Origin of the sequence: Streptomyces sp. NPDC048606, from assembly GCF_040650855.1 — a bacterium.
Taxonomy (GTDB): domain Bacteria; phylum Actinomycetota; class Actinomycetes; order Streptomycetales; family Streptomycetaceae; genus Streptomyces.
Map to the genome: position 1 here is coordinate 115,349 of NZ_JBEZIB010000021.1, position 19,721 is coordinate 135,069.

General features: G+C 74.6%; 13 protein-coding genes. 3 read left to right on the plus strand and 10 right to left on the minus strand.

Annotated elements, in window-relative coordinates; all coding sequences use genetic code 11:
• The first annotated feature begins 91 nt into the window (after positions 1-91).
• Both AB0D01_RS23040 and AB0D01_RS23045 read left to right on the plus strand, forming a co-directional pair.
• Complete coding sequence (locus AB0D01_RS23040; RefSeq protein ID WP_363058098.1) at positions 92-1,399, plus strand: PspC domain-containing protein; 1,308 nt, start codon at positions 92-94, stop codon at positions 1,397-1,399.
• Entirely contained in the window at positions 1,386-1,643 is a 258-nt protein-coding gene (locus AB0D01_RS23045; RefSeq protein WP_363058100.1) for a hypothetical protein, read from the plus strand. The genes AB0D01_RS23040 and AB0D01_RS23045 overlap by 14 nt, the downstream gene beginning before the upstream one ends.
• Here the strand turns inward: AB0D01_RS23045 and AB0D01_RS23050 are convergent.
• The 4 genes from AB0D01_RS23050 to guaA form a co-directional block, all read right to left on the minus strand.
• Positions 1,556-2,080, minus strand: coding sequence for a DoxX family protein (locus AB0D01_RS23050; RefSeq protein ID WP_363058102.1), 525 nt, complete (start codon positions 2,078-2,080; stop codon positions 1,556-1,558). The genes AB0D01_RS23045 and AB0D01_RS23050 overlap by 88 nt on opposite strands.
• A gap of 18 nt (positions 2,081-2,098) precedes the next feature.
• Complete coding sequence (locus AB0D01_RS23055) at positions 2,099-3,364, minus strand: hypothetical protein (protein WP_363058104.1); 1,266 nt, start codon at positions 3,362-3,364, stop codon at positions 2,099-2,101.
• Between the two features lie 94 nt (positions 3,365-3,458).
• Entirely contained in the window at positions 3,459-4,238 is a 780-nt protein-coding gene (locus AB0D01_RS23060; protein WP_363058106.1) for a class II aldolase/adducin family protein, read from the minus strand.
• Between the two features lie 120 nt (positions 4,239-4,358).
• On the minus strand, positions 4,359-5,933 hold the full coding sequence (guaA, locus tag AB0D01_RS23065; RefSeq protein WP_363058108.1) for a glutamine-hydrolyzing GMP synthase: 1,575 nt from the start codon (positions 5,931-5,933) through the stop codon (positions 4,359-4,361).
• A gap of 299 nt (positions 5,934-6,232) precedes the next feature.
• Between guaA and AB0D01_RS23070 the strand changes: the two genes are divergently transcribed.
• A complete protein-coding gene (locus AB0D01_RS23070) occupies positions 6,233-6,496 on the plus strand; it encodes a chorismate mutase (RefSeq protein WP_363058110.1) in 264 nt (87 codons plus the stop codon).
• A gap of 291 nt (positions 6,497-6,787) precedes the next feature.
• Here the strand turns inward: AB0D01_RS23070 and AB0D01_RS23075 are convergent, their stop codons facing one another.
• From AB0D01_RS23075 to AB0D01_RS23100, 6 genes are all read right to left on the minus strand, one after another.
• Positions 6,788-8,467 (minus strand): hypothetical protein, encoded by a 1,680-nt coding sequence (locus tag AB0D01_RS23075; protein WP_363058112.1) that lies wholly within the window; start codon positions 8,465-8,467, stop codon positions 6,788-6,790.
• Positions 8,468-8,650: 183 nt separating this feature from the next.
• Entirely contained in the window at positions 8,651-10,459 is a 1,809-nt protein-coding gene (locus tag AB0D01_RS23080; RefSeq protein ID WP_363058114.1) for a GMC family oxidoreductase, read from the minus strand.
• Between the two features lie 26 nt (positions 10,460-10,485).
• A complete protein-coding gene (locus AB0D01_RS23085) occupies positions 10,486-12,111 on the minus strand; it encodes a succinic semialdehyde dehydrogenase (RefSeq protein ID WP_363058116.1) in 1,626 nt (541 codons plus the stop codon).
• A gap of 92 nt (positions 12,112-12,203) precedes the next feature.
• A complete protein-coding gene (locus AB0D01_RS23090) occupies positions 12,204-13,826 on the minus strand; it encodes a serine/threonine-protein kinase (RefSeq protein WP_363058118.1) in 1,623 nt (540 codons plus the stop codon).
• Between the two features lie 114 nt (positions 13,827-13,940).
• On the minus strand, positions 13,941-16,607 hold the full coding sequence (locus AB0D01_RS23095; RefSeq protein ID WP_363058120.1) for a serine/threonine protein kinase: 2,667 nt from the start codon (positions 16,605-16,607) through the stop codon (positions 13,941-13,943).
• A gap of 90 nt (positions 16,608-16,697) precedes the next feature.
• Positions 16,698-19,634 (minus strand): protein kinase, encoded by a 2,937-nt coding sequence (locus AB0D01_RS23100; protein WP_363058122.1) that lies wholly within the window; start codon positions 19,632-19,634, stop codon positions 16,698-16,700.
• Positions 19,635-19,721: the final 87 nt, after the last annotated feature.

Consider the following 19,721-nt stretch of genomic DNA (forward strand, 5'->3'; position numbering starts at 1 on the left):
GGCGTTCCCCCAGTTCGGTCGGGGGGATATCAGGGTTGCGCCAGGGTCGGCCCCGGTGCCGTGCGGTCGCACGGCCCGTCACCATGGAGCCATGACCGATGTACACGACGCCCCGCCGGCCGGTCCGGGGGCACCCGCCGCGGGGGACCGTCCTCCCCTGCGCCGCAGCAAGAACGACAAGGTCCTCGCGGGCGTGTGTGGCGGTCTGGGCCGGTACTTCGACCTGGACCCGGTGGTGTTCCGGATCGTCCTCGGCGTGCTCGCGGTGACCGGCGGCGTCGGTCTGATCTTCTACGGGTTCGCGTGGCTGCTCCTGCCCCAGGAGGGCGAGGACGACAGCGAGGGCAAGAAGCTCCTCACGGGCCGGGTGGAGGGGGCCACCCTCGCGGCGGTGTTCGGCGCGCTCGTGGGCTGCGCGATGTTCCTGTCGATGATCGACAAGGGGGTGTTGGGGGGCTTCTCCGTCCTGGTGATCCTGGCTCTGGGCGGGGCCGCCTACTGGTCGCAGCGCCACCGGCACACTCTCGCCCCCGAGGCGGGCTCCCCCGCTCCCGAGCGGCCCGCGGCGCACCGACCGGCGCCGCCCGAGACGCAGGCGCCGCCCGTCCCGGGGAGTCCGTCGTGGTGGCGGGACCCGCTGGTGAAGGACGGGACGACGGGCCCGGTCGGCTCGACCGGCTACCTGTGGGGCCCCGACGACACGGCCGAGCCGGTGGACCGGACCCGTCGGGTGAAGGCGCGCGGCGAGCGGGCGCCCGTACGGCGTTCGTCGGGGATCGGCGGCCGGGTGTTCGTCCTGGCGCTGCTGGCCGGGGGCATCGGCACGGCCGCCGTGTGGGAGGGCAGCACCCTCTCGCACGCCCTCCAGATCGGCTTCGCGGCGGCCCTGGCCGTCTTCGGTCTGGGCCTCGCGGTCAGCTCCGTCAAGGGCCGCACCGGCTTCGGCACGGTACTGCTGGCGCTGATCACGGCCGGGCTGCTCGCGGTGGCCGCCGTCCTGCCGCGCGAGATCACCACCGACTGGCACGACGTCGTCTGGCGTCCGGCGGCGGTGGCCGACGTGAAGCCGCTGTACGCGTCGGGGACCGGACTCGCGACCTTGGACCTGACCGGTCTGGACGTGCCGAAGGGGGCCACGGTGCCCGTCCGCGCCGTCATCGACGCGGGCCGGCTGAAGGTGGTGCTGCCCCGGGAGGTCACGGCGAAGGCCGACATCTCGATCCGGATCGGCGACATCCAACTGCCCGGGGACCGCGGCGGGCAGATCCGGATCAAGGACGGCGGAGAGACCCGGCAGGCGACCCTGCCGCCCGCCCCCGGCACCGAGGCCGGCGGGACGATCGAGTTGCGCCTGGAGGCGGGCGTGGGACAGGTGGAGGTGGCCCGTGCGGCGTCATGAGTTCCAGCCGGGCAGGCTGTTGGCGGGCCTGGTCCTGACCGCGGCGGGGGTGCTCTACCTGCTGGACGCCACCGGCGAGACCGACCTGCCGTGGTTCCTGGTGGTCCCGATGGCCGCGGGCGGGCTCTGCCTGGCCGCCGTCGTCGGGATGGTGACCTACGCCGTGCGCCGGGACCGCAGGGACGACGGCGGGAGGGGGTCCGCGGCACCGCCGCGCCCGAGCAGGGAGTCCACCGACAGGTAGGGCGCCCCGGCGAGGATCAGCGGGGTCCAGGCCATCAGGTAGATCAGGTCGTTGCCGTAGTAGTACGGGGTGACCGCCCAGGACACCGTCAGCCACAGGCTGAGCGAGATCAGCGCGCCGCCGACGGCCGCGAGGCGGGTCAGCAGGCCGGCCAGGGTGGCGAGGCCCACGAGGAGTTCCGCGACGGCGAGGAAGACGGCGAAGCCGACAGGGGCCTTCAGGGCGAGGTCCACGAGGGCGGGGACGGCCGAGGAGTCGCGCACCCCGCGCATCATGTCGCCGATGGATCCGCTGCCGGTGGCGGACAGGAAGGCGGAGTCGGTCAGCTTGTCGAGACCCGCGTAGACGAAGGTCACGCCGAGGAAGATCCGCAGGGGCAGGAGCGCGTGGCGGGCGGCGTCTTGGCGCGCGCCGGAGAGGCCGTCAGTTCGGGTCACGCCCCATGCATACCCCGTTCACTCGGCCACATCGATGCCGTACCGGTTGGATTCCACTCCGGCGGCGGTCACCACCTGGATCTCGGTGCGGCCCGGTTCGACCTCGGCGGGGACCGGCACCGTGAGCACCGCGTCCGACGGGTTCGTGAACCCGCCCGCCACCGGCACCAGCGGGACGTGCACGTGGACCGCCCCGATCCGCACCACGATCCGGGCCAGCATCTCCGGGGTCTGCGCCCCCGGCGGTACGAAGCCCAGGCCGCGGATCTCGATGTCGTCGCCCGGGCGCAGCGCGCCGTCCAGGTCACCGGGTTCGCGCCTGCGGACCACCGACAGGACGAGGGGTCGGCCGCCCTCGGCGTACTTGGCGGCCAGGTAGACCACCGCCGACAGCGCGACCAGCAGCGCCAGCGACCACGGCAGTCGGGGCAGCCGGTCGGGGAAGCGGGCCAGCGACACCGCGGCGAAGACCAGCACCACCGTGGAGACCAGGACGTACTGGGCGTCGGTGAAGCTGCCCCGTCCCGCGTCGTCGGTGAGCAGGTCGGCGCCCCGGGGACGGTCGGCCGGCAGCTTCTGCATCCGCTGCCCGGCGATCCGTACGCAGACCACCCGGCGCACCAGCACCGCCACCCCCGAGGTCAGGCCGAGCACCGCCAGCAGGGGCAGCGCGCGGTCGAGGGCGAGCCCGGCGTAGAGGGCGTCGCGCTCGGGTCCGGGCGGTGAGGTGGCGAGCCGCAGCGCCGGCAGCAGCGCCGCGAAGGCCGTCAGCACCAGCCAGGCGGCGGGGACGGCGCGGGAGGTGGACAGCCGGTTGTCCTCGCCGACCAGCGGCGCGAGCAGGCCGCCGCGCAGCGACTGGGCCCGGGCGGCGACGCTGAGCAGCCCGACCAGCACCAGCGCGGCCAGCAGTCCGGCCGTGCGGGCCGTGGACCAGCCGGTGCCGAGCGCCGTGCCGACCTCGACGACGAGCAGCACCCCGGCGGCGATCCACAGGGTGAGGACGGCCCGTCGGGACAGCAGGTACAGCCAGGAGTGTCCGGCCTCCCGGCCGCGGTCGGCGGCGGTGCGGGCGGACAGGGTCAGCTCGTCGGACACCCACTGGCGGGAGCCGCCGAGGGAGTGGGCCACGGCGGCCGGCACTCCCTGGCCAGCGGCGAACTCGTCGCGTTTCTCCAGGAACGCCGCCACCGCCCGGCGGTGCCCCTCGCGGGCTCCGTGGGGGCAGTCGTCGCAGGTGCAGCCGCCGCCGTGGGTGCTTCTGGGGATCTCTTGGACAGCCACGTGCGTGCCGCCTCTCTGAACTCCGGTGCAATGCCAGCGAATTGTGCACCACTGGGGCAGTGCTCCGGATTGCGCACGATGTCAGAGCAGGTGATTAACCGTTCATGATGTTGACGCCACTCTCCGTGACGATCTGCCACAGCGGTTGGAAGCAGGCCCAGGCGGCGAGATCGCCGCCGAACCGCTCGCGCGCGGCCACCGCCCGCGGGTGGTCGATCGGCACCGGTTTCCCGGCCGCCCGCGCGATCAGCTGGACCTGCGCCGCCCGCTCCGCGGCCACGAACCACCACGCCGCCGCGTCCACCGACCCGCCGACCGTCAGCAGCCCGTGGTTGCGCAGGATCAGCGCCTTGTGCGGTCCGAGGGCGCGGGCGACCCGCCCCGCGTCGTCGACCCCGGCGTACTCGTCCATGAGCGCGTGGTCCTCGTAGAAGGCGCAGGCCTCGTGGGTGACGGGAGCCAGCAGTTCGCCGAGACAGGCCAGGGCCCGCCCGTACGGGGCCTGCGCGCGGACCACGGACACCACCTCGGGGCGGGCCCGGTGCACGGCCGCGTGCACCGCGAAGGCCAGCTGGTTGACCCGCCGCTCCCCGCGCACGACCCGCCCGTCCCCGTCGACCAGCAGCAGGTCCTCGGGGCCGAGGCCGGCGAAGGCCCGGCCGAAGGGGTTCACCCAGTAGCAGTCCTCGAACTCCGGGTCCCGCGCGCTCACGTGCCCGGCGACCCCGTCCTCGTAGCCGAGGCGGGCGAAGAGCCGCAGCGCCCCGGCGAGCCGCTCCCTGCGGTGGGCCCGCTCCTCGGCAGGCCCCCGGTGGACGGGCGGCATGTCGAACCGCAGCCGCTCCACGGGCACGGGCTCGGGCTTCTGCGGCATGGCCCCCTCCTTCGGCTCGCCGCGCAAGGTACCGGCGGCCGCGCCAAGTGGCCATACACGCGGCGGAGCCGCCGCTCCCCGGAGGGGAACGGCGGCTCCGTCACGTACGGCGGGTGGGGACTACTCCCACTCGATGGTGCCCGGCGGCTTGCTGGTGCAGTCCAGGACCACGCGGTTCACGTCCGCCACCTCGTTGGTGATGCGGGTGGAGATGCGGGCGAGCACCTCGTACGGCATGCGCGTCCAGTCGGCCGTCATCGCGTCCTCGGAGGAGACGGGGCGCAGGACGATCGGGTGGCCGTAGGTGCGGCCGTCGCCCTGGACGCCGACGCTGCGGACGTCGGCGAGCAGCACGACCGGGCACTGCCAGATCTCGCGGTCCAGGCCGGCGGCGGTCAGCTCCTCGCGGGCGATGGCGTCGGCCTCGCGCAGCAGGTCCAGGCGCTCCTTGGTGACCTCGCCGACGATGCGGATGCCGAGGCCGGGGCCGGGGAAGGGCTGGCGCTGGACGATCTCCTCGGGCAGGCCGAGCTCCTGGCCGACCATGCGGACCTCGTCCTTGAACAGCTGGCGCAGCGGCTCGACGAGCTCGAACTCGATGTCCTCGGGGAGGCCGCCCACGTTGTGGTGGGACTTGATGTTCGCGGTGCCGGTGCCGCCGCCGGACTCGACGACGTCCGGGTACAGGGTGCCCTGCACCAGGAAGGCCACGTCCGCGCCGCCCTCGGCGATGATCTCCGCCTGGGCCTGCTCGAAGACGCGGATGAACTCGCGGCCGATGATCTTGCGCTTGGTCTCCGGGTCGGAGACGCCGGCCAGCGCGTTCAGGAAGCGCTCCTCGGCGTCGACGACCTTCAGCTGGACGCCGGTGGCGGCCACGAAGTCCTTCTCGACCTGCTCGGTCTCGCCCTTGCGCATCAGGCCGTGGTCGACGTAGACGCAGGTCAGCTGGGAGCCGATGGCCTTCTGGACGAGGGCCGCGGCGACCGCGGAGTCCACGCCGCCGGACAGGCCGCAGATGGCGCGCTTGTCGCCGACCTGCGCCTTGATGGCCGCGACCTGCTCCTCGACGATGTTGCCGGTGGTCCAGGTCGGGGCGAGGCCCGCGCCGCGGTAGAGGAAGTGCTCCAGGATCTGCTGGCCGTGCGTGGAGTGCATGACCTCGGGGTGGTACTGGACCCCGTAGAGCTTCTTCTCGTCGTTCTCGAAGGCGGCGACCGGGACGACGTCGGTGGACGCGGTGACGGTGAAGCCCTCGGGGGCGGCGGAGCAGGCGTCGCCGTGGGACATCCACACCGACTGCTGGTCCGGGGTGCCCTCGAAGAGGGTGGAGCCGGACTTGGAGACGGACAGCGCGGTGCGGCCGTACTCGCGGGCGCCGGTGTTGTCGACGGTGCCGCCGAGGGTCACGGCCATCAGCTGGAAGCCGTAGCACATGCCGAAGACGGGGACCCCGGCCTCGAAGAGCGCGCGGTCGAGCCGCGGGGCGCCCTCCTCGTACACGGAGGACGGACCGCCGGAGAGGATGATCGCCTTGGGGTTCTTGGCCAGCATCTCGGCCACGGGCATCGTGCTGGGGACGATCTCGCTGTAGACCCGGGCCTCACGGACGCGGCGGGCGATGAGCTGGGCGTACTGCGCGCCGAAGTCGACAACGAGGACGACGTCCGGTGCGGCGGAGGGTGCTACTGGCACGGGGCGGCCTTCCGGCGGAAAGAGGGTGTTGTGTTGTCGATTCTAACGGGGGACGGGTGGCCGGATTCGTCTCACCATCCGAACCGGGTTGGCCCGGAGCGGGACGGATGGTAATAATCCGTTCCATGCGCAAGCAGCTGAGCTTCCTCTTTACCTATGGCACCGGCCGGTCCGGTCGCCATGGGTCTTCGTGATGCTCGCCTGAGCCGCCGAACTTCCCAGAGCGCCCCGGTCCGACAGGACCGGGGCGCTCTGGCGTTCCTCCGGTCCCGTCGGCCCCATCCGACAGGAGACCGACCATGACCACGATCACCACCACCCCCGAGCAGCTGATCGCCGACTCCCGCGAGCGCATCGACGCCCTCGACGACCGGATCATCGGACTGATCCAGGAACGGATGGCCGTCTCGGCCGTCATCCAGGAGGCCCGGATCTCCTCGGGCGGCCGGCGGGTGCACCTCTCGCGCGAGATGGAGGTGCTGGCCCACTTCAGCGACGCCCTCGGCAAGCCGGGCACCGGGCTCGCGATGACGCTGCTGGAGCTGTGCCGGGGCCGGGTGTGACGGCTGTTCGTCACCCGTCCGGAGCGTGACCGGCCCCGAGGGGCTTCGTTGGTGAGGATGTCCGCGCCGGCCAGACGCGGACACGCACCACCACGCGTGGCTCCGCGGGAGCGATGAGACGTGCCGCCCGACGGCGCGCGTCGTGGGACCTCGCTCCCTCGCGTGACCGGACGGCAGGGGACAGCAGCCCGGTCACCCCTCAAAAAAGGACGGCCGGCCCGGGGGACGCCCCGGGCCGGCCGTTCCGTCGTGCGCGCGCGGTCCTACGTCGACCCGCGCGCGCCCGCGCCGCTACGCGTGGGCCGCTCCGCGCCGCCGGAAGACGAGGAACAGCGCGCCGCCGACCGCGAAGAGGGCGGCCGCCGCGAGTCCGATCAGGGCCGCGCCGCTACCGGTGGAGGCCAGCGGACCGCTGCCGGTCGTGCCGCCCTGCGGGGTGGAGTTGCCGCCGGCTCCGGCCGTCGGCGAGGCCGAGGCGCTCGTGGAGGCGCTCGGGCTCGGGCTCGCGCCGGTCGAGGTGCTCGGGCTCGGGCTCGGGCTGACGGCGGTCGGGTTCACCACGACGTCGGCCTGGTTGTTGGCCAGGTTCGGGTCGAAGGCGTGCTTGCCGAGCTCGCCCTTCGCGTCGGGCAGACCGACCGTGATCGCGCCCTTGGCGTCACGGAGGTCCTTCTCGGGCCGCACCTCGAAGGGGAACTCGATCTTCTCCTTCTCCAGTACGGAGGAGGCCGTCGCGCACAGGTAGCGGGAGGTCTCGGAGGGGGCGGCCGCACGGCAGGACGCCGGCACCTTGACGACCTTCACGTCCTTCGGGAACCGCACCTCGGCGACGGCCGCCGGGGCCTCGGGGGACTTGGGGTCGAAGACCCAGCCGGGGCCGAGGTTGCGGATCGTGACGGGCGCCTTGACGGTGGCGCCGGACGCGCCCTTGAGGGCGAGGGCGTCGGCCGCGAAGTCGGCCTTGTTCTCCACCCCGATGAAGGCCTCGCGCCGGTTGTCGCTCGGGTTCAGGTCCGGGCCGGGCTTGGCCGTGACGCGCTTCTTGGCGATCAGCTTGCGGCCGCCGGTGCCCTTCTTGGCGGCCTGGCCGCCCGGGGCGTCCTGGGCGTCCTGACCGGTCCTCCGGTCGGCCGTGCCCTGGTCGGCCGCGCCGCCGCGTGCGGCGGGGGCCACCGGGAGGACCCCGTAGGCGAACCGCTCGGTGCGGGCGTGCGCGCTCGCCTTGAGGTGCAGCGGGCTCTCGCCGGCCACCTCGTAGCTCTCGTCCGCCTTGAACTCGCCGTCCACCACGCAGCGGACGGCGGTCGAGGTCCGGCCGGGGGTGTACGTGCAGTTGTCGTACCGCTCGGGCAGCTCCAGGCCGTGCGTGGCCTCCAGCTCCAGGATGACGCCGTGGGCGGACTGGGTGCCCCGGTTGGCGAACGCGAGGGGGAGCGGCTGGCTCTCGCCGGGCTTCGGCGCGGTCTTGAGCGCCATCTCCGTCATGACCAGGTCGGGGCCGCCGACCTGGATCGCGGTGCGGGCGGCGGTGACGCTCGCCCCGGTGGCCGTGCCGGTGACGGTGAGGGTGCCGGTGGCGCCGTTCGCGGCGTCCTTGGCGGCGGTGACCTCCAGGTCGATGCCGGCCGGGCCGCCTCCCGTAGCGGTCCGGTCGGCGCAGACGAGGGTGGTACCGCTCTTCTCGCACCGGGGGCCGGTCGCGGCGGGGTTCTTCTCCTTCACGTCCGCGACCTTGTCGATCCCCGAGAGGTCGACGGTGAAGGTGAACTTGGTGTCGCCGCTCGGCCGGTCGAGCCGCAGGGCGAGGGAGGCGGGCTTCGGCGTGCCCGTGCCACCGGGGTGGGGGGTCAGGGCCAGGGCGGCCGGTGAGCCGGTCAGGGTGAAGACGGGATCCGCGGCGTTCGCCGGGGTGGCCGCCAACCCGACGGCCACCAGGCCGCAGGCGGCCAGCAGGGAGATGCGCTGTCTCATGCACCTCTTGACACCCGGGGCGCCGCCACAGTTGCGCTCCGGGCCGTGTGACCGACACCACAGCCACGGGAAAAGGATTCCGGTACAACCTTCTTCGGCCTTGGCCGGTCCCCTCTTGTACCGCGGCGGGTACCGCGCTCGGAGGGGGAGCGCGGTGCCCGCCCGGTACGTGTCCGGGACGACTCAGCCGATCCGTTCCCCGGGTTCCGACGGCGTCCCGGCGGCCTTGCGCGCGGGAACCTCCGGGACGGGCAGCAGCAGCGGCAGCCGCAGGGCGCCGAAGGCCTCCTTGGGCACGGCGGGCCGGTTCGGCTCCACCGCCGTCAGACGGACGTACGCCTCCCCCTGCGCGGGCCGCGGGTCCGCCTCCCCGTTGTTCGGCCAGTACGACATCGCCCGCTCGGCCTGCGCCGTGATCGTCAGCGACGGGTTGACCCCGAGGTTCGCGGAGACGGCCGAGCCGTCGACGACCGAGATGCCGGGGTGCCCGTAGAGGCGGTGGTACGGGTCCACGACCCCCTCGTCGGCGGAGGCGCCGATGGGGCAGCCGCCGAGGAAGTGGGCGGTCAGCGGGGTGCCCATCAGTTCGCCGACGTTGCTGCCGGGGAAGCCGTTGATCTCCTCGGCCAGCAGGGTCGCCGCCTCGGTGGCCTCGGCGATCTGCACCGGGTTGGGGGCGCCGTGCCCCTGCCGGGCGGTGAGCAGTCCCTTGCCGATGCCCCGGGGCTTGCGGTAGGTCGTCAGGGAGTTGTCCAGGGACTGCATGACGAGCCCGATGATGGTCCGCTCCGACCAGCGGCGGTTGGACAGGGAGCGGGCGAGCTGCACGGGGTGGCGGGCGGTGCGGGCGAACCAGGCGCGGACCCGCCGGGGCGAGTAGGGGACCTGGAGGACCGTCATGAAGCCCATGGCGTTGGAGCCCTTGCCGTAGCGGACGGGCTCGATGTGGGTGTCGGCGTTGGGGTGGACCGAGGAGGTGATGGCCACGCCCCGGGTGAAGTCGGTGCGGCCCGTGCCGCCGTGCCGCCTGCGGTAGCGGCGGTCGTCGGTCTGGGCGCCGACCACGCCCTCGGAGTTGGTCCGGGTCAGGTCGCCGAGGCGGTCGGACAGGCGCGGGAGTTCGCCCCGGTCCTTCATGGTGTGCAGCAGGGTCTGGGTGCCGTAGGTGCCGGCCGCGACGACCACGTACCGGGCGCGCAGCACCTTGGCGCGGTCGGCGCGGCGGTGGTCGGTGGGGACGGTGCGGATCCGGTAGCCGCCGTCGGGGTGTTCGGCGAGGGCGGTGACGGTGGTCATGGGGTGGATGACGGCGCCGGCCCGTTCGGCCAGGTGGAGGTAGTTCTCGTTCAGGGTGTTCTTCGCGCCGTGCCGGCAGCCGGTCATGCACTCGCCGCACTCGGTGCAGGCCTTGCGGGCGGGGCCGGCGCCGCCGAAGTAGGGGTCGGGGACCTCCTGCCCGGGGCGGATCCGGGGCCCGCCCTCGGCGTCGTCGCCGTCGCCGAAGAAGACGCCGACGGGCGCCATGTGGAAGGTGTCGCCGACGCCCATCCGCTCGGCGGCGGCCTTGAGGTGGACGTCGGAGGGGGTCAGCGTCGGGTTCAGTCGTACGCCGAGCATCCGCTTGGCCTGGTCGTAGTACGGGGCGAGCTCCGCGTGCCAGTCGGTGATGGACGCCCACTGGCGGTCCGCGAAGAACGCGGCGGGCGGCACGTAGAGGGTGTTGGCGTAGTTGAGCGAGCCGCCGCCGACTCCGGCGCCCGCGAGCACCATCACGTTGCCGAGCAGGTGGATGCGCTGGATCCCGTACAGGCCGAGGGCGGGCGCCCACAGGTAGTTGCGCAGGTCCCAGCTGTTGCGGGGCAGGCTCTCGCGGGTGAAGCGGCGTCCTGCCTCCAGGACGCCGACGCGGTAGCCCTTCTCGGTGAGCCGCAGTGCCGAGACCGCCCCTCCGAAGCCCGATCCGATGACGATGACGTCGTAGTCGTACGACACTGCGGGTGCCTCCTGGGCTGTCGTGCCTAGCGGAATCGGAGCGTCTTGAGGACCTTCAGGCTGCGGGACATGAACGCGGCGTACTTCTCGTCGTCCATGCCCAGCGAGGGGCCCATCGGCAGGAGCCGCTGGTGGGCGACGGTCTGGGCCTCGGTGTACTTGAGGATCCCCTCGGAGCCGTGGCGGCGGCCGAGGCCTGAGTCCTTCATGCCGCCCATGGGGGCCTGGGCGCTGCCGTAGGCGGGGGCGTAGCCGTCGTTGATGTTGACGGTGCCGGTGCGCAGGCGGGCGGCGACGGCGTGGCCGCGGCGGGCGTCCTTGGTCCAGACGCTGGAGTTGAGGCCGTAGGCGGTGGCGTTGGCCTGCTCGACGGCCTCGTCCTCGTCGGTGAAGCGGTAGACGGACACGACCGGGCCGAAGGTCTCCTCGCCGCAGACGGCCATGGGCGCCTCGACGCCGTCGAGGATGGTGGGCTCGTAGAAGAGGGGGCCGATGTCGGGGCGGTGGACGCCGCCGGCGACGAGGGTGGCGCCCTTGGCGACGGCCTCGTCCACGTGGCGGCGTACGGTCTCCAGCTGGCGTTCGCCGACGAGGGAGCCCATGTCGGCGCCGTAGGCGAGGGAGCCGCCGAGCCGCATGGCCCGGGTGCGGGCGGCGAAGCGCTCGACGAAGGCGTCGGCGACGGAGGCGTGGACGTAGATCCGCTCGATGGAGATGCAGAGCTGGCCGGCGGAGGAGAAGCAGGCGCGGACGGCGCCGGCGGCGGCCTTCTCCACGTCGGCGTCGGCGAGGACGAGCATGGCGTTCTTGCCGCCGAGTTCGAGGGAGACGCCGACGAGGCGGGCGGCGGCGCCCTGGGCGACCTCGCGGCCGGTGCGGGTGGAGCCGGTGAAGGAGACGTAGTCGGCGTGGCGGACCACCTCGGGGCCGACGACCGGGCCCTCGCCGAGGACGACCTGGAAGACCTCGGCGGGCAGGCCGGCCTCGATCAGCAGGTCGCGGGCCCACAGGGCGGTGAGCGCGGTCTCGGTGTCGGGCTTCATGACGACGGCGTTGCCGGAGACGAAGGCGGGCAGCGCGTCGCCGACCGACAGCTCCAGGGGGTAGTTCCAGGGGGCGATCTGGCCGACGACCCCGCGCGGCTGGCGCAGTTCGGTGACCTTGGTGAGGGTCGGCATGGCGCCGGTGTGGCCCTTGGGGCGCAGGTAGGCGGGTGCCTTGCGGCCGTAGTGGCGGGCGGCGACGGCGACGGCCTGGACCTCTTCGTGGGCGTGCAGGCGGGCCTTGCCCGTCTCCAGCTGGATGAGGTCGAGCACCTCGGCCTGACGGTCGAGTACCAGGTCGTGGAAGCGCAGCAGGACCGCGGCCCGCCGGCGTACGGGTACCGCCGCCCAGGCGCCCTGGGCGGCGCGGGCCCGGGCGAAGGCGGTGGCGACGTCCTCGGGGCCGGCCTCGGGCAGCTCGGCCAGCCGTTCCCCGGTGAAGGGGGTGTGGTTGGCGGTCCGGCCGGAGCCGATCACCCCGCGGGTCAGCCGGGCGACGAGGTCGGGGGTGACCACGTCGGCGGCGGTGCGGGCGCCGGCGGGGGCCGGGGCGACCGGGTTGGTGGGCGCGGGGCGGAGAGGGGCGGCGGGGGCCTGCGAGTCCGTCATGGCCGTGAGCGTATTGCGCCGGGACCCCTTTGGGTACCCGCCGGTAACCGATTTTGCCAAATCTGCCAGCGATCACTGGCGCGATGGCGGGATCAGGGCTTCGCGGGGGCCGGCTCCCAACCGCTGAGCACGATGTCGAACTGCTGACGGGTCGCGCTCCAGGAGGAGACGGGGCTCGCCATGTAGATCGCGTACTCGGTGTTGTCCGGGGTGATGTACATCTGCTCGATGGCCCGGCGCGGTCCGGCGTGGTTGTTCTTCTCGGTCCAGGTGAAGTCCCACAACGCGGAGCGCGTGCTGTCGCGGAAGGTGTTCTGGTTCAGCCGCTGCCGCTTGTAGTCCGTCCGCTTCGCCACCTGCTTCTCCAGATCGAGCAGGTGCGAGTACGCGTTGTCGTAGTCCGGGGTGGTGTCGACGGCGACGCGGATGAAGGTCTTGCCGTTGTCCGGGGTGTAGTCGATCTGGTTGCCGTCCGTCTGCCGCGTCCAGCCCTCCGGGACGAACAGGGTGAAACCGCCGACGGGGTCGGTGACCCTCTTCCAGCCCGCCGGCGGCGCGCCCTGCGTCGCCTTCGCCTTGCCGTCCGCACCCCGCCCGTCGACGACGGACACGTCCTTGTCGGAGCCGCCCTCGTCCCTGCCGTCCAGGTACGTCAGCACGCCGAACACCCCGCCGCCGCCCAGCAGGGCCGCCACCAGCGCGACCGCCGCGACCCGCTTGAACCTCCCGGGCGAGGACGACCCGCCCGCCGCGGGCTCCGGCGTCCCCGTGACGGCGGTCGTGGCGGTCCGCGCCGGCTCCGGGCGCGCGACCTCCTCCTGCGCGGGCGCCATCTCCTGCGCGCTGACCGCGCGCGTGGGCACGTACGCCTGCGCCGCCTTCGGCTCGCGCCCCTCCATCGCCTCGATCAGCATCCGCTCGGCCTCGGCCGCCGAGGGGCGCTCCGCCGGGTCCTTGCGCAGCAGCGCGGTGATGACCGGACCGAGGACACCCGACTGGCGCGGCACGGGCGGCTCGTCGTTGACGACGGCCTGGAGGCTGGAGATGGGCGACGTACGACGGAACGGCGAACGCGCCTCGACGGCCGTGTAGAGGGTGGCGCCCAGCGACCACAGGTCCGAGGACGGGTCGGGGGCGCCGCCGGTGACCCGCTCGGGGGCCAGGTAGTCGATGGAGCCGACGAGTTCGCCGGTGCGGGTGATCGAGGAGTCGCCCTCGATCGCGGCGATCCCGAAGTCAGTGAGCAGGACCCGGCCGTCCTTGGCGAGCAGGACGTTGCCCGGCTTCACGTCCCGGTGCAGCACGCCGACCGCGTGCGCGGCGCGCAGCGCCCCGAGGACGTGCAGGCCGATCCGGGCCGCCTCGCGGGGCTCGATGCGCCCCGCGGCCTTGGCCGCCTCGGCGAGCGAGGGGCCGTCGATGTACTCCATGACGATCCACGGCCGGTCGTCGTGCTCCAGCACGTCGTGGACGGTGACCACCGCGGGGTGCTGGATACGGGCCGCGGCCCGCGCCTCCTTCTGGGTGCGGGCGTGCAGGACCTCGCGGTCGGCCTGGGCGACGTACAGTCCCGCCGTCAGTTCCTTGACCGCGACCGTTCGGTGCAGCAGCTCGTCATGCGCGCGCCACACCTTCCCCATGCCGCCGCTGCCGATGGGCTCGACGAGCCTGTACCGGCTCGCGAGCACCGCACCCGCGCCTGTCTGCTGTTCCACGATTTCCCGCCGCTCTGTGCACTCCGGGCCAGATTACGGAGCCCGCGGCCGAAGCCGGAACCACGCGGGGCCGGTAGGGCGTCACTGTGACGCAATCGCCGTATTGACTGCCCGTCAGCCTCCGGCCTTGTAACTCGCCGTGGCCTTTTCGAAGACGTCGGTGACCTTGTCCGTCTCGTCCTTCGGACCGGTCACCATGACCACGTGGTAACTCCCGCCGAGGGCCACCACGAAGTTGCGGGCCAACACGCTGCGGCCCGTCGAATCGATCCACGTGTACCGGCCCGTGACGCTGAGCCGGCCGCCCACGGTCGTCGCCTTCACGTCGCCCGACTCGGCCCAGGTGGAGTTGCGCCACGGCGACAGCTCGGGCTCCTTGTCCTGCTGGTAGCCCTTCGGGTCGGGATTGCCCTCGACCCGGTCCCGGCCCGGCACCACCACGAGGGTGAACGCCCCCTGGGTGTAGCGGACCTGGCCGGCCTCGTTGATGCCGCGGCGCTCCCACCCCTTGGGGACGGCGATCGTGAAGTGCTCCGGGTCCCGTTCGAGGGTGTAGCCCTCCGGGGCGGGGCCGGGCTCCGTCTGCGGGGCGGGCCTGGACTGCGGACTCCCCGACGCGGGCGGGGTGGAGGCGCCCGCCGACGGCTTCGCCCCGGGCCCGGTCGTGGGCCCGGTCGGGCTCTCCGCGGCCGTAGGCTGCTGCGCCTGGTCACGGGGGTCGCCGGAGCGCGGCATGAACACCATCGCGTACGCCACCGCCGCCGCGAGCACGGCGAGGATGCCGACCAGCAGGGTCCGGCCGAGGGCGCGGGGCCGGCGGGGGGCGCTCGGGTTGCGGTGGCGGCCGTGCAGGTCGCCGCGCCGGCGGACGACGGGCAGCCGGGCGGGGTCGGGCTCCGGCATCGGGAACACGGCGAGGTCGCCGTCGGGCTCGGGGGCGGAGCGGACCAGGGAACGCAGCCAGCCCCGCAGCTCCTCGAAGTCGGGGCGTTCGGTGGGGTCCTGGCGCAGCAGGGACTCCACGACCGGGCGCAGCGGGCCGCATTCCTCGGCGAAGGCGGGGGGCTCGGCGCAGACCATCTCGACGAGTTCCGCGACGCTGTCCTCGGGGTACGGGGCGTGGCCCTGGACCGAGCGGTACAGCAGGGCCCCGAGCGCCCAGAGGTCGGTGGCCGGGCCGACGGGGGCGGCGAGCTGCCAGTGGCCGTGGACGGGTCCGGCCTGCTCGGGGGCCCACCGTTCGGTGACGGGGCCGACGACGGCCATCCGGGTCTGGCGGGCCCGCTCGGCGTCGAGGCCGCTGCGGGGGCCTGCGCCGCCCGGGGCGCTCCCCCAGCCGGCGACGGGTGCCCGGGTGGGCGCGGGGACGGCCGCGACGGGGGCCGTCGGGGCGGTCGGCGCGAGGGCGGTCGGGGCGGGGGCCGTCGGGGCGGGGGCCGTCGGGGCCGGGGGCCGGACCGTCGCGGGGGGCAGGGCCGGGGGCGGGGCGTCGGGCGGGGCGTCGGCCTGGCGGTAGCCCTGCGGGAGGGCGAGCCGGGCGGGCAGCGCCGGGCGGGCGGGCCCGGGCTCCGGCCCGGGCTCCGGCGCGGCGTCCCGGGCGGGGGCCGGGTCCGGGGCCGGCTCGGGTTCCGGTTCCGGGGCGGCGGGGGCCGGTTCGGCGGCGCGGCGGGGGGCGGCTCCGTGCCAGGGCGTGCCGGGTTCGCGCTCCGGTCCCCCGTACGGGTAGGCGTACTCCTGCGGCAGGTTGGCCCCGGTCGGCGGCGGTACGGGCACCACCACCGGCCCTCGCTCGCCGCGGTCCCGGGCCACCTTGGCCTGCGCGGCCCGGGTGCCGGCGCGGTAGGCGGCGACGATCCCGGCGCGGGCGGTGGCCTCGCGGGTGGCCCGGTCGGCCGCCGGACCCGGGGGCGGGGACGGCTGCGGGGCGGGCGCGGGCGGCGGCGGCTCGGCGGGCACGGCCCGCTCGGGGAGCGTGACGTGGTCCGAGTAGCGGGGCCCGGTGTCGTAGCCGGGGGCCACGAGCGGCGCGTACACGGGCGGGGCGGAGCCGGCGGGCGGCGGGGGCGGGCTCGGTGCGGCCGGGGGCGCCGGCGCGGCCCGCGGGGTCGGCGCGGCCTGGGTCGGGAGCGTCGGCCCGGGTGTCGGGTACGGGTACGGGTCCGCGCCGACGGCGGGCCCTCCCGCGAAGGACTCCCCCGCGTCCCGCGGCGGCACCGGGTCGTACCCGCACAGGGCCTCCTCGGCGGCTCCCGCCGCCAGCCCCGTCAGGACGACCCTGCCGTCCTCGCATATCAACACCGTGCGGACGGTGATGTTCCGGTGGGTCCAGCCGTGCGCGTGCAGCACCCGCAGGGCGGTCAGCACGTCGGACGCCACCTCCGCCGCCCGGTAGGGGCTCAGCGGCTCCTCGGCGATGAGCGCGGCCAACGGCCTGGCCGGGAGGAGTTCGCTCACGATCCACAGGGAGCCGTCCTCGGCGAACACGTCGAAGACCTGGTCGAGGCGCGGGTGGTCGGGGACGGAGGCGGCGGCCTGCGCGGCCGCGATCGCCCGGCGCACGGCGGGCAGTTCCCCGGCCGGACGGCCCACCGACGCGGCGCCCGCGTGCGGTCCGTCGAGCAGCTCCGCGTCCACGACCTCGGGCAGCGGAACCTGCCGTACGAGGACCTCCTGGCCGCTGCGCGTGTCGAACGCCCGGGTCTGCGCGGGCTCGTGGTCGTCGGTCGGGGGCAGGGGCAGGCGGTAGCGGTCGGCCAGGATCCGGCCGGCGTAGTCCTCCACATCGCCTCCCCCGAGTGCGGCGGGTCCCCCATGGCCCCGCTGACACGATACGTGGCCCGGGGCTCTCGCGCCCCGGCCTTGGGAGGACCGTCAGCCCAAGGACTGGAAGGTCTGGAAGGCGACGTTGCGCAGCTGCGTGCACTCGGGGCCGTCCCACTGGTCGGCGGCGCAGCTGATCATGATGGCGTAGCCGTGCTTCGCGTCCGTCTTGAAGCCCCGGTCGAGCACCCGGACCTTCATGCCCTGCTGCTCCCGCTCGAACTCCCAGTCGGCGACGGTCGGGTAGTCGCGGTACTGGACGGTGTCGAGGCGTATGAGGCGGTAGGACCGGCTGCTGCCGGCCACGCTCGGCGCGAGGGCGGCCCAGGCGGCGCGGGCGTCGTCGCCGGGGGTCGGGGTGTAGTCGACCTGGATGCGGGGGAATCCGCCGACGCGGCTGTATATCGCGCCGGACTTCTCCCCCGCGGTGTCCGTCTGGCGGAAGCCCTCCGGCATGGCCATGGAGAAGCGGTAGCGCAGGTCGGTCACCGTGGCGAACCCGGCGGGGACCGTGCCGGAGCCGCCGGGGCTGGCGCCCTGGCCCTGGCTCTGCCCCTGGTTCGGGTCCTGGCCCTGGCCTTGGCCTTGGCCTTGGCCGCCGTCGCTCGGTGCGGCGCCGCCGGGCGTCGAGGGGCTCGGGCCGGTGCTCGCGCCCGGGCTCGGGCTGCCGGTGGCGGCTCCGCTCGCTCCGGGCGAGTTGCCCGGGGCGGGCTTGGCGCCGGGCGAGGGGTCGCCGGAGGCGGCGGGGGTCGGACCGCCCTTGCCCTGGTCCTTGCGGCCGTCGTTGTCGTCGCCGCCCTTGACCAGGTACACGATCAGGGAGCCGACGACCGCGAGGACGACGACCACACCGGCTATCGCGAGGACGATGGTGCGGCGCCCCATCACGTCGGTGAGCGGGGCCTTGGGCGTGGCGGGTCGGGCGGGCGGGGCCTCGGCGGCGCTCGCCGCGGCAGCCGCCGCTGCCGCCGCCTTGCGGGTGGCCTTCAGGGCGGCGCGGGCGCGCTCGCGCTGTTCGCGCTCGCGGCGGTCGCGTTCCTTCTTCGCCGCCTTCTCGGCGGCCTTCTCCGCCTCCGCCTCCGCCTTGGTGAGGGAGATGGCGCGGGTCTCCTCGACCGCCGGCGCGGGCTCGGGGGCCGGCTGCGGGTCGGGGGCGTGCAGTACGGCCGTCAGCATCGCGCGGGCGCGTTCCTCGTCGAGGCGCCGGGCGGGGTCCTTGACGAGCAGCCCGTAGATGACCTCGGTGAGGAGGGGTCCGGCGTTCTGCGGCGGGTCCACGGCCTCGGTCATCACAGCCGTGAGGGTCGCGAGCGCGGAGCCCTTGTCGTACGGGGGGACGCCCTCGACGGCCGCGTACAGCAGCCCGCCGAGGGACCACATGTCGGCCGGCGGACCGGGCTTCTGGCCCCGGGCGCGCTCCGGGGAGATGTAGGAGGGCGCGCCGACGAGCATGCCGGTGGAGGTGATGGAGGGGTCGCCCTCGACCTGGGCGATGCCGAAGTCGGTGAGGACGACGCGGCCGCTGCCGGCGATGAGCACGTTGGACGGCTTCACGTCGCGGTGCAGGATGCCCTGGCCGTGGGCGGCGCGCAGCACGTCGAGCACGGCGAGGCCGACCTCGGCGGCGCGACGGGGCGTCAGCGGGCCGTTCTCGCGGATGAACTCGGCGAGGGAGGGCCCCTCGATGAGCTCCATGACGATCCACGGCCGGGCGTCCTCGTCGACCACGTCGAAGACGGTGACGGCGCCTTCGCTGCGGATCCGCGCGATGGCCTTGGCCTCGCGCAGGGTGCGGGTGATGAGGCGTCGCTTCTCGTCCTCGTCCACGCCGCTGCCGAAGCGGAGTTCCTTGACGGCGACCGTACGGCCGAGGACCTCGTCCTCGGCGCGCCAGACGGTGCCCATGCCGCCCTTGCCGAGCACGGCCCCGAGCCGGTACCGGCGGGCGAGCAGCCTGCCGCGGTCCTGACCCTCCGTCGCCTCGCCGGGCGCGGTGGCCCGCACGTCGGCGTTCTCGCCCGCGCCTTCGACCCGGGCGCTCGCGCCGGGCTTCCGGACGGACACCCCGCCGGACCTGGCGGAACGGGCCGGCGCCCCGGAACCCGCGGCGCCCCCGGCAACCTCCGGCCCCGGGACGGACTTCCCGTCCTCGGCGGTGCCGGCGCCCGTCGCGCCCTCGGCGCCCTTCGGGCCGCCCGCGGTCTTCGCACCTTCGGCGCCCGTCGCGCCCCCGGCAGCCTCCGGACCCGGGGCGGACTTCCCGTCCTCGGCGCCCTTCGCGCCCTCTGCGGTCTTCGCCTCGCCGGCGTTCTTCACGCCCCCGGCGGTGTCGGCGCCTTCGGCGGACTTCGCGGCGCCCGCGTCCTTCGTACCTTCGGCGGGCTTCGCGTCCCCGGCGGCCTCGGCCGTCTTCACCGCTCCGGCCGCCTTCGCGCCCCCGGCGGTGTCGGCGCCTTCGGCGCCCTCAGCGGACTTCCCGCCCTCGGCGGCCTCGGCGCCCTCGGCGACCTTCACGCCGCCCGCGCTCTTCGCGGCCCCGGCGCCCCCGCCGGACTTCGCTTCCGGATCCGCTTCGGTGCGGGCCGGCTTCGGCGCGGTGTCGGGGCGGGGGTCGGTCGTCGACGCCGGCTTCGCCGCCCCGTCCTCGGGTTCCTGGGTCGCGGCGCTCGGCGCGGTGGCGGCCGAACCCCGCCGTGCGGCGGGCGCCTTCGCCCGCGCCGGGTTCCGCTTCGTGTCCTCGGGGGCGGTGTCCGCGGCGTCCTCGCGCGGTGCGCGACCCGGCTTCGCGGCCTCGGGCTCGGCCACGGACCCCGTCTTCCCCGGTCCACCGGGACGCTGCTTCGGCACGGACGCGCCCTCGGCCCGCGACCCCGCAGCGGCGCGTTCCGCCTCGGGCGACGCGGCCTCGACGGGGGTGACTTCGGCGCCACCCTCCGGCTCGGTCGCGCGCGCCCCGGCAGGGGACTCCGTGTGCTCCGGCTTCGACATGCGTCCCCTCTGCGATCGTGCAGCCTGCCCCGGCTGCCCCGGCAGCCGCCGGGGGGCACGGTAACCCACCCCGGCAGAAACCTCATT